Annotated in this window: 6 protein-coding genes and 1 tRNA gene; 6 read left to right on the top strand and 1 reads right to left on the bottom strand. The window is 70.8% G+C overall.

Annotation, left to right across the window (positions count from 1 at the left end; all coding sequences use genetic code 11):
- Positions 1-526: 526 nt before the first annotated feature.
- Complete coding sequence (locus tag ABT147_RS36330; RefSeq protein WP_351414324.1) at positions 527-1,051, top strand: hypothetical protein; 525 nt, start codon at positions 527-529, stop codon at positions 1,049-1,051.
- Positions 1,052-1,106: 55 nt separating this feature from the next.
- Here ABT147_RS36330 and ABT147_RS36325 read toward each other — a convergent pair whose 3' ends face one another.
- Positions 1,107-2,711, bottom strand: a complete 1,605-nt coding sequence (locus ABT147_RS36325) for an ISL3 family transposase (protein ID WP_351414322.1) — start codon at positions 2,709-2,711, stop codon at positions 1,107-1,109.
- A gap of 55 nt (positions 2,712-2,766) precedes the next feature.
- Here ABT147_RS36325 and ABT147_RS36320 point away from each other — a divergent pair.
- From ABT147_RS36320 to ABT147_RS36300, 5 genes are all read left to right on the top strand, one after another.
- Positions 2,767-2,843 (top strand) — tRNA-Met (locus ABT147_RS36320).
- A 1,130-nt stretch (positions 2,844-3,973) separates the two neighbouring features.
- Positions 3,974-4,837, top strand: a complete 864-nt coding sequence (locus tag ABT147_RS36315; RefSeq protein WP_351414320.1) for an encapsulin — start codon at positions 3,974-3,976, stop codon at positions 4,835-4,837.
- A 13-nt stretch (positions 4,838-4,850) separates the two neighbouring features.
- Positions 4,851-8,075, top strand: coding sequence for a hypothetical protein (locus tag ABT147_RS36310; protein ID WP_351414318.1), 3,225 nt, complete (start codon positions 4,851-4,853; stop codon positions 8,073-8,075).
- The gene (locus ABT147_RS36305) at positions 8,075-9,778 is read left to right on the top strand and encodes a hypothetical protein (RefSeq protein ID WP_351414316.1); all 1,704 of its coding nucleotides are present in this window, start codon (positions 8,075-8,077) and stop codon (positions 9,776-9,778) included. The genes ABT147_RS36310 and ABT147_RS36305 overlap by 1 nt, the downstream gene beginning before the upstream one ends.
- Complete coding sequence (locus tag ABT147_RS36300; RefSeq protein WP_351414314.1) at positions 9,778-11,037, top strand: hypothetical protein; 1,260 nt, start codon at positions 9,778-9,780, stop codon at positions 11,035-11,037. Before ABT147_RS36305 ends, ABT147_RS36300 begins: the two co-directional genes overlap by 1 nt.
- The last annotated feature ends 72 nt before the right edge of the window (positions 11,038-11,109 follow it).

Below are 11,109 nucleotides of genomic sequence, written 5' to 3'. Positions count from 1 at the left end.
GGTGCCCCACACCCACGAGCCACCCCCCCCCGCGGCCAGGGCGGCGGGGGGGCGGGCGCCCCTCCGGCCCCCGCCCCCCCGGGCCGGTGAACGCAATGTGTCCGCGCTGACACCCCGACGACGCCGTGGCCCACGGGGAGTGCGTGTTGCAGCGCCATCCGCACGGGTACAGGCGGGCGGGGGCGTCGTGGTGCGTGCCGGTGGGCACGTCGCAGTCCTGCGGTTCGCGCGTCAACTGGGCGTCCCACGGTCCATGAGGCCGCAGGTCGGAGAGCACCGAGCGGCTCGCCGCGTACCTGCGGACGGGTGCCTCTCGAACTCGTCAACACTGGCTCCGCCCCGAACAAGGTGCCTCTCGTGCTCATCGACATTCGACATCGCCACTCGGTTCTGGCACAGATCTTGGGGAGCGGTCGCGGAGTGTCACCGAGGCAACAGCATGAGGTGGGTCGGCCCGCAGGGCGGTTTGCCGGGACGGTCCAAATTTCCAGGCGCTCTCGCGAGCCGTGCTGGCATCGTATGAACCATGGCAGCGATAGACGACACATCCGAACTTGATAGCCCTGTCCGCAGCGCCTATCCGCCCTTGGTGGAGGCAGCGTGGCTGTATCAGGCGGATCAGGTGTGTCCGGAAGACCTGCCTATGACCGCTGCCCAGGCACTCGCAATGGGAATGGACACGCCGGCCCTGTGCGAGCTCGCCGGCCTGCCGCGTGATGCGGACCCCCGGGACATCCGCGACACATTCGAGCAGGCTCTCGAAGAATTGGGGATCATTCTGCCCGATCACCACCTGGCCCGGCGATACACGCTGCGCAGGCTGGCCACGCGATTCACCGCCGGGGAGGTGGATCTCCCTGAGTTGGCATCGGACGAGTGGTCGGAGATGGAGGTCGAGACCGCTGAGGAGCAAGCATTCGTGGCGCTACTCCCGCCATGCGCGTGCTGCATCGAGTACACGCTGGGGCTCGACGATGCGGCATGGGGAGCGCAACTGCGGATCGCGGCTTGTGCCTTGGCCTCGCTTCCCACTGTCGGCCCGCGCTTCTGACGAGTGGGGTCAGAAGGCGTTTCTGGCGCAACATCTGGGTCGCGATCGCGGAGGGTCACTGAAGCAGGATCATCTTGCGGAGGAGTTCGAATCCGGCTCGGCCGTAGAGCTGCCGTTTGATCTTCTTGATGCGGTTGACGGCGCCCTCGATGCTGCTGGAGCTCCAGTCGAGAGTGAGGCCGGCTGTCACGGCGTCGAGGTCACGGAGTAAGTGGAGTGCGAAGCCGGTGAGGCCGGGGAGCTGGCTGGCGTCGACTGCGTCGATCCAGGTGGGGAGTGTGGAGCCGAGGCGGTCGGTGAGCATTTCGCCAAAATCGCGGACGTGTCCGGCTGCCGTGTCCAGTTCGGGGCAGCGGGCCAGGACCTCCTTCAGGCTGGCCCGGTCTTCCTCGGTCAGGGTCGCGGGGTGACGGGTGAGCCAGCCGGTCACCTGCCGCACCGACGGCGCCGGCGGCGACGCAGCAGGCGGAGCCCCGCGCAAGGTGGCGATGTGCGCGCGGACCATGGCGTAGGTGACGGGAGCGTGCTCGGCGACCAGCTCGCCGTGCAGTCGGGTGACGCTGGTGCATCCCTCGGCGAATCGCCGCTCCAGGTAGGGCTTGTAGGGGTCCAGCCTGCTGGGCCGGGGCCGGTTCTCGCGGATGGTGTCCTGCCAGCGTGCGGCGTTCGCGTACCGGAGCACGGTGTTGAGACCCCAGCCCAGGTGCCGGGCGATCGCCCGGCGCGAGTGGCCCTGGGCAAGCAGCTCGTGGACCAGAGTATGTGCTGCCTTCTTGCGCTCGGCCCGCCGACCGACGGGCTTCGAGTCGTCCTGCGGTCGACCCGAAGCCCCTCCGGTGGCCTCCGGCAACACGCCGCTGGGCGAAGGGTTGCGCAGGCAGTCGCGATGGGCGGCGACGCAGGACTCCACGGCTCGGCCGAGGCCCTGCCACAGATGGAACCGGTCAGCGACCTGCAGAGCTCCCGGAGCACCGCGCCGGGCACCCTCGGCATAGGCGCCCGCCCGGTCCCGGCAGATGATCTCCACTCCGGGGTGACGGACCAGCCAGGCGGCCAGCGGCCCGGCTTCACGTGTGGGGAGCACATCGACCACGCGATGGTCTTCGACGCACGTCAGGACGGTGGAGTAGGTCTGGCCGCGACGGATCGCGAAGTCGTCCACGCCCAGCACACGCGGCGTGCTGAACTGCGGATCGGGCAGTGTCATGACCCTTCGTAGCAAGGTCATCCGCCCCGCGCCGAAGCCCAGCTGGGCGGCCAGCCGAGCGCCAGCCCGCCCGGCCAGCGCGAGCCCCACTCGCTCCAGGGCGTGGTTGAGCCGCCTGGTGAACCGTGCGTGTGGGGCGGCGAGCCGCGAGAACGGCTCGGCGAACGTCCGGCGCGGGCAGTCCGCCGCTCCGCAGATAAAGCGCCGGACCGTCAGCCGGATCGCAAATCTCTGCTCAGCGAGTGGAAGGTCCTTCAGCCTGCGCTGGTATCGATCGTGGACTCGGTCCGAGAAGCGGCCGCAGTCCGGACATGCAGAGCCGACCGCGCGGCCTCTCGCCACCACCTCTACAGTGCCGAATGCGGCCGTAACCGCCTCGACATCCACATCGTCGATCCCCTCGAACACCAGCGAGTCCCAGAACGGTGCATCGGTGTGCATGACCAGCACCATCACCGCGCACATCGGTCGGGAGCACGCCACCAGTGGCGTAGGGTGGTCCTACCGACGCGGGGTGGAGCAGCTCGGTAGCTCGCTGGGCTCATAACCCAGAGGTCGCAGGTTCAAATCCTGTCCCCGCTACCAACACGACAGCCCTCTCAACTACCAGGTCGAGGGGGCTGTTTGCTGTATGCGACTCGGGCACTGCACGCGAGAGTGACACCGTGCCCACTCGCAGCGGAGTACGCGACACCAGGCAGCCTTCGGGCGCGCAGGCGGTCACCAGCGCCACTTCGGTGTCGGCAACGACCCGCAGGGCCTGCTCGCTCCACACCCGCCCGGATCGGTGCACGTCGCGCCGTACGACCGTCTGCCCTGCCTCGAATCTGCGCACCGGCTTCTCCTCCGTCCCGGCCGGGATGCCCGGCAACGGACAGCAGCTCAGCGCCGACCCGGGCGCAAGGGTAAGCCGCCGCGCGGGAGAGCTTGCCCGGGCCGCCTTCGCTCACCAGCCGAAGCGGCGACGGCGAGCTGTTGGTGCAGGCATGGTCATGGCGTCCGCCTTGTGCACGATGAGGTTGATCGCGCCGTGCGAGCGCTCAACATGCCCGTCGAGCAGCACGGCGAGGGCCTCGATCAGGGTGCGTCCGTAGTGGTCCCAGGCGGGGGGCGAAGACCAGGTAGATCAGACCGGGTTCGTCTTCGAGTGCGCCGAAGGCGACGCCGCGTACAGTGGGCGGGCACTGCAGGTACTTGGCGAGTCCGCCGACTCGGATCCAGGCGATCGGATGGGTGGTGGCGCTGGCCCCCGTGATGGCAAGGTCCGCCGCAGTCTGCTCGGCCGGGGTCATGGCGGGCAGGTCGGCGATCTTGTAGAGGAGCCCGAGCGCGGCCAACTCCCGTGCCCACCTCGCTCCGCCGATGGGAGACGGGTTCCCCTCACCCGCTGCTGCGCCGCCGCCGCGGCGAAGAAGCGGTGACCTACCCGCACTCGCTCGCCAAGCGCGCCCTGGAAGCGACGCTACCGGGTGCCCTTCGCTGCGTACTTCTCGATTGCGGTGATGTTGGACCGTCTTCAACCTCGGCCACGAGGTGCTGCCGACCACTGTCCTGGAGGCCCTGCCCCACTTCGTGGAGCACGTGCACGAGCGCACGGCGCGCTGAGCCGCCCTTCTCCCGGTACTAGCGTTTCTACGCCCGCTCTGGCGTTGACCCGTGCCACCCTCGCGCAGCAAGCTCCCCACACAGCCAGGAGCCGCTCGCGGGGGAGAGCCATGGGTGCGATCGGAACGACAAACGGGGCCGTGGGCGGCAACAACCTCGGCCGTCACAAGATCGACTGGGAACAGGAGGTCTGGGAGCATCTGGACCGCAGCGTGCGCGCCGAGACCGAGCGCTCCCGGCTGTGCACCCGCTTCCTGCCCGTGGTCAGCCACGCGCTGTCGCCGCAGGCCCGCACCGTGCCCGCCGACGCCGTCGAGACGGACGGCGAGGGCGGCACGATGTCGGTGCCCGAGGGCGTGGAGCTGCCGCTGGAGGAAAAGTCGGTCACCTTCGCGCTGACCAAGCAGCAATACGAGTCCGAGGCGCGGATCGGCACCGCCCGCACCCTCGCCGTACGGGCCACCAACCGGCTGGCGCGGCTGATGGACAGCTCGGTCTTCCAGGACGGCCCCAATACGAGCCTGCTGGCGGCCGCGGAGAAGGTGAAGCAGATCATCGACGTGCCGCTGCGCAACGACGACGTGCCCGGCGAGTACGGCGAGCGCTACTTCCGCGGGGTCTCCGAGGCGTACGCGCTGCTGGAGGGCAAGATGCACTACGGCCCGTACGCGCTGGTGTCGCACTTCGAGCCGTACGCGGACGCGCATGCTCCGCTCGACAACACCCTGATCATGCCCGCCGACCGGATCCGGGCCCTGATGGACGGCGGCTTCTACGGCACCGGCACGCTGCCGCCCAAGACCGCGCTGATGGTCTCCACCGGCGGCAACACCCTCGACGTCGCCATCGGCGTCGACGCGGTGACCGCGTTCACGCACGAATCCGAGAGCGGGATGTATCTCTTCCGCGTCTACGAACGGTTCACGGTGCGGGTCAAGGACCCCACCGCCGTCGTCAAGCTGCGCTTCGCCTGAGGCCGGGGCAGCCATGGCGGCCGAGGAGCTGAACGGCTATCCCGAGACGAAGGTCGACCCCGCGCTCTTCACCGAGAAGGCCACCTGCAACACCGAGCTGCCTGGCGGCGAGGTCGTGGAGTGGTTCGACTTCGGCCAGTTCGTGGAGCTGATGGCGGTCGATCCCGCGGGCGTCTCGCACCCGGTGGTGCTGACGAACGACGAGGCGCTGGCCCGCGCCGCCGGCGAGATACGCCCCGGCGATGCCTTGCCGCTGCGGGTCGTCGACGTGGTGGGCGGCATTCCGATCGGCGACCTCGCCGACGAGGACCGGGGCGGCGGCGCGCAGGCTTTGGAGGCGGTCGGCTCGGCGCGGGTGCTGCTGGTCACCAATGTCGACAAGCTGATCCGGGAAGGGCGCCTGGAGCAGGACGGCGGCACGTACCTGATGACGCTCGGCCAGGCCGAGGCGCAGGCGCTGGCGGACGGTGAGCGGGTGGTGCGGACCGCGAAGTTCACCGACTCCCGCGGCACCCGGGACGTCACCGTGCGGCTGACTCCGGAGGTCTTCGACGTGCCGCTGATGGACGTGGACGATCTGCTGGCCGACCGCACCGTGACCCTCGACGACATCGATTACACCCTGGCCCTGGAGCCCGCCGAGGTCACCGCACTGCTCGCCGGGCGGACCGTGGTGGTGCGGGTGACGAACACGGACGGGCAGACCCGGCTCGTACGGCTGAAGCAGCCCGGCGGGGCGGTGGAGGGGGCACCGCGGCACCCGGCGCTGACGGAGGTGACGATCAAGGATCTGGCGGCGTTCCTGGCGGATCCGGAGGTCCTCGGGGACAACGGAAGGCCGTTCCGGGTGCCGCTGACCAAGGCGACGGTGTGGGAGCTGCGGACGACCGGCAAGACCACGATCACCCTGCCCGACAACTTCTCCTTCACCCTCAGCCTGGTCAAGATCGCGGCGTCGATGAAGGACGATCGGAGCGCGGAAACCGGCCCCGACCTCAACAAGCCGCAGCCGGACGAGCCGAAGGGGAAGCCCAAGGCGCAGCCCGAGACCCCGGCCGATACCACCGCCACGCTCCTCGACCTGGCGCTGTCGTCCGTCTCCGCGTCCTCGTACTTCAGCAGGCTCACGAAGACCGCGCCGGGGCTGAAAAAAGCCGGCGCCTTCCTCAACGCCGAAGTGCCGCTGCCGGCCGAGGAGAAGCCGCCGCGCCGGCCGCCGTTCCGGCTACGGGTGGCGCTGTTCCTGCCCTGGCGGCAGACCTGGACGATGAAGGGCTTCAGCCGCGGCCGGCTGCTGCAGTCGCTCGCGCTGGCGCCGCAGGAGGAGACCACGATCGAGCTGCACAGCTGGGAGCGGCGCCGTAAGACCCTGGACCAGTCGAGCACGACCGACACCGAGCAGACGATCGAGGGCACGGACACCACCAAGGACACCAGCGAGTGCTACCGGGAGCTGCAGGCGCAGAGCGACTTCCAGTACCAGGTGGGCGGGTCGTTCAAGGCGACTTACCGGCCGGCGGCCGGGGAGATCGAGGTGGGCGCGAATGCGTCGGTGTCCGGCAAGAACGCAGTCAACCAGGTCGGCAAGAACACTCAGACGCGGCTGCACGAGGCGGTCATCAAGGCCTCGACGAAGGTGCGGGCGCAGCGCACGACGAAGATCACCGAGTCGGTGGAGTGGGGCTCGGAGCAGCGGGTGACCCGCAAGATCCGCAACCTCAACATGTGCCACACCCTGAACCTCGACTACTACGAGGTCCTCGCCCACTACGACATCTCCACCGCCTTCCTCCCTCAGGACACCCGGCTCTGCGCCATGGTCGAGAACCCGATCAGCGTCATCCGCTTCGAGGAGCCGGCGGTGCTGGTCAACGAGACCGCGCTGCGCGACGGCCTGCTCGACCCGGCGCTAGCGGACGGCTTCGAGGCGATCCGGCTGCTCGGCGCGTACCGGGAGGCGAAGGCGGAGCTGGCCGAGCGGAAGGCGGCGGCCGCGCTCGCCGCGCAGGTCGGCAAGGCGGACGGCCAGCAGGACGGGAAGAAGGACGACGCGCCCGCGCCGAAGCCGACCCGGCAGCAGCAGGATGTGATCGACGCCCTTGAGGCGCTGCGGAAGGCTGCGGCGCTGTTCAAGAACCCGGGCGACCCGGCGACGCTGCTGCGCCGCATCGGCGACGGCAAGTCCATCGACGACACCATGCGGCGGGCCGCCCGGCGCTGGATGTACAGCAGGCTCGTCCAGGTCAAATTCCCCAACTTCGCGGCCGCACTGCGCGATCTCGGCGCTCCCGGCTCCCCGGCGGCGGCCGCGGCCACGACCACGGACGTCCGCCTCGCCATCGCCCGCGAGGTGCTCGGCGCGACCCCGCCGAGCTCCGCCAGCCCCACGCTCGGCGGCCTGAACGACCTGACGGACCGGGAGAAGGAGGAGGCCGGCCTCGCCGCCCAGATCCACCGCCACATGAACCTGCCCGGCGACTGGGCCTGGTGGTCCGGCCGCTGCCGCGAGGAGCAGGTCTACATCCCCGACGACATGGGCATCGCGGCGGCGGCCCAGCGGCTGGCGGACAAGGTGCAGGCGCTGGACGCCGCGCCCATCATCGACAAGGCCCTGGACAAGGGCGACGAGCAGGCCGACAAGGCGAATTCGCGGCAGGACCAGCAGGCGGCCGAGGACGTGCTGGAGATGAAGTTCGGCCTGGAGGAGGTCGGCCGGGCCCGCGAGCGCAGCAAGACCCTGCGCGACCACCTCAACGAGCATCTGCACTACTACCGCTACGTCCTCTTCCAGGCCCTCCCGCCGTCCGAGCAGCTGGAGCGGCTGATGGCGGGCTCCGGCGGGGCGCTGCGGGTGGGCATGTTCGAGCCGCGGGTGGTGAGCATGCACGGCCCGTATCTGGCGGTGCCGCTGCACGCGGACGGCGAGGACCTGGTCAGCACCTTCCGTAAGACGATCGTGGCGAGCCTGCTGTCCATGAAGGTCAAGACCTCACGAGTCATGCTGCCGACTCCCGGCATGACCATCGAGAGCCGGCTGGGTCGGTGCAGCGCGGCGGAGGACTACATCGAGAAGAGCCGCGGTTACGAGCTGCGCCGGCTGGCCGCGACCGCGCGGCAGGCGGAGGCGGAGGCGGCGCGGCTGGAGGCGCGGGTGGCGGCGAAGCAGTACGACGACCCGAGGCCGTGCGGCTGTCCTGAATCGGCGCCGGCGCAGCCGGAGAGTCAGGTCACCGGCTGATGGCCCGGCCGGACGAGAGCGCGCTGCCGGAGGTGGGGGCGGCGGAGCTGCCGAGGGAGCTGGGGCCGCGGGCGTGGGCGCGGGAGACGGCGTTCCCGGTGTCGCGGGCGGCGGCGCCGGATCCGCAAGCCGCGGGGCAGCAGCACCTGTTCACACCGGGACCGCCCGCTCCGCCGCCGCCTTCCGACATCGCGGCCGAGTCGCCACAGTACCCGGGCTCCCGGTCGTTCGTGGACCTGCGGATGCCGGGCGCCCCCGTGCCGTTACGGGTCCCGCTGCACCCGGCCACGGTCGCCGAGTACGTCGAGCTCCGCTACCGCACCGGCGGCTGGCAGCTCGTGGACGAGCTCATGGCCGCCGCCCGGCGGGAAGCGGCGCGCTGGGATGTGCGCGGCCGGCGCACCGGCGGCGCCCGCGGCGAACGGCTCGCGGAGGCCGAGGCGCTGATGAAGATGATCCGCGAGGCGCGCACCGCCCTCGGCCGCAGCCTCGCCCGGCCGCTCGTCGAGGCCGAACTGCTCGGCCGCACGGAGGTGTTCCGCCGCCTAGACGCGTCGGTACGCGGCCTGGCGGCCGACCTCGCGCGGCTGGCCCCGAAGGGCCCGTACGCCCGCTACGGAAAGCAGGAGGCCCTCGACGACCTCACCCCGGCCCGGCTGGCAGAGCAGCTCGCCGACCACCCCTGGCGGCCCGAGCCGGACGCGCCGGAGTTCGTGCAGCTGGCCGACATGGTGGCGGACCTGGGCAAGGCCCGGGGCTGGGCGATCCAGTCCCGCCCTGCGGACTTCAGGGGCCCGGCGGCCAAGGTCGCGGACCGGGCCCTGTCGGTGCTCGAAGAACGTCTCCGGCAGTCCGGAGCCCCGCCGGAGACCGTGCGGCTGGTACGGGCGGTCAAGCAGGCGACGGACATCGTCTTCGGCACCCTGCCGACGCCCGCGGCCCTCCCGGAAGCGGTCCTGAAGACGCTGGCGCTGTCGCGGACCACGGAAATACGTGACTACCAGCTCGTGCTGGCCGTGGAAGCCGCGCTGTGCGCCGTCTTCCCGATCGCCCGCGGCCTCGACCTCCCCGGCCTGTCCGACACCGGCGCCGACGCCGAGCGGCTGGCCGACGCCTGCGCCGCGACCGCGCTGGAGGTGGCGACGGCCGCCGCCGACGTGGAGCGCGAACTGGGCGACCGCCCCACCTCACTGGGCCAACTGACCGCCGCACGCCCCGACATCGCGACCGGCGAGCAGTCCGCCCTGGACTGCTTCTGCTATCCGGTCGCCGTCTTCGCCGCCCTCCGCCAGGCGGAGCACGAGCCCGGCTCCCTCGCCTGGACGGCGGCGAGCGAGGTGATGCGCGCCCGCGGCCTCCCGGCGCTCTATGAGACGCTGTGGAGCGCCATGAACACCTCGGCCGGCCTCGGCTCCACGGTGTTCAAGCGCCTGGGCCTCCCCGCTTCCCTCTCCAGCCTGGTGCTGTCGGGCTGGGACGCGGTGCAGCGGACCCGCTGGTTCAGCTCGCAGACCACGGCGTGGGAGGCCGTACTGGACCCGTCGCTGCGCCTCATCGATGCCCGGCCGGACTTCACCGAGGTGGCCATGAGCTACGGGATGGTGTTCGTGGATCTCGTCTTCGTACTGATGGACGTGGCCGCCATGCTCGCGGCTGCAGCCGCCGCGGCAGCCCTGGCCGCCGCAGCGGCGGCTCCCGTCTGATGGACCACCTCACCCTTCTCACGCTGTTCGCGCAGGTGCGCCGGAACAACGCGGCGTTCCGGGGAATCCGCGCGGCAGGATCGTGGGAGCGGGCGCGGGGCGGCCCCGCCACCCTGCGGCTGCTGCGGATGGCGGTGCAGCACTCGCAGGTGGAGGCGCACCTGCTGGGCAGCCTCGAAGTGATCGCGCACCAGGCCCCGTACCAGCGCGGCGTGCTGCTCTCCCTCGCGGAGGACGCGAAGGCGATGCGCGCCGACCGGCAGCTGGCGGCGGACGACGCCGATGCGATCCTCGCCGACATCAAGGAGACCGAGGCCGAGCTCGCGGCGCTGGAGCGGCGCGCGGCTGCCGGCGCGGAGGGCGACGTGGTACCGGCCGCGGTGCGCCAACAGGCCCTGGAGGTGCTGCAGCCGGAGGTCTCCGCCCTGTTCCGGACCGTGAGCATGCGGCGGTTCGTGAACTGCGTGAAGACGGCCGGCCGGGAGGGCAATCCCACCATGCACGAGGCCCTCGACCGGGTCTTCGCGGGCGGGCCGTTCGGCAACGGGGCGTGGGTGCAGCGGCTGGCGTACTACCTCGCCACTGCCCGTCCCGGGCTCAGCAGGGTGCACCTGGTGCAGCAGCACCTCCAGGAGATGCTCATGGTGTCGAACGGCGCGTACCGGAACCTCATCCACAAGCAGAGCCTGCTGGTGCGCGCGCACGGCATGGAGCCAGTGGAACTGCTCAGCGGTGGCTGGCTGTTCAACGCGACCGGGCCCGCGGGCCGCGTGGAGTTCCGCGACGGCGGAATGCTGGGGGTGCTACGGCGCGGCTCCGGGCTGGAGGTTGCCGGGGAGGCGGCGTGGCCGGTGGCGGCGGAGGGCAAGCAGGCGTACGCGCTGGCCGAGGCCACATCCGAGAAAACGCGGACGGCGGCGCGCGCCTCCCAGCACTACGACCGGCCGGGTTCCGCGGTCGAGCAGCAGGTGGGGGCGCGGGCGCGGCTGGCGAAGGCCGTCGAGGAGGGCCAGTTCTTTGTCACCCCGGGTGGCGAGGTCTTCCGGCTGCGCCCGATGCCGACCGGCATGAGCACGCAGGTGCTCGGGCGGCCGCATCTGCTGCCCGAGGAGTACCAGGAGTACAAGCAGTACCTGGAGTACTTGGCGGACGTCCGCAAGGGCAGCGACGAACTGATCGAGGTGGTAACGCCGTTCGACAGCAGGCAACTGGCAGGCTACGCGAACCCGTTGATCCGCCGCCTGGAGAAGATGTTCTAGCACTCCAGCCGGACTTCTGTATTTCTACTGGTCAACGGTCTGGCGGTGGGGAGTGTAGCGGGGGTGTGGCAT

Source organism: Streptomyces sp. NPDC001868, from assembly GCF_040297125.1.
GTDB lineage: Bacteria > Actinomycetota > Actinomycetes > Streptomycetales > Streptomycetaceae > Streptomyces.
Note: the sequence above shows the minus strand (reverse complement) of the source record. Positions and strands in the feature narration are given on the sequence as shown.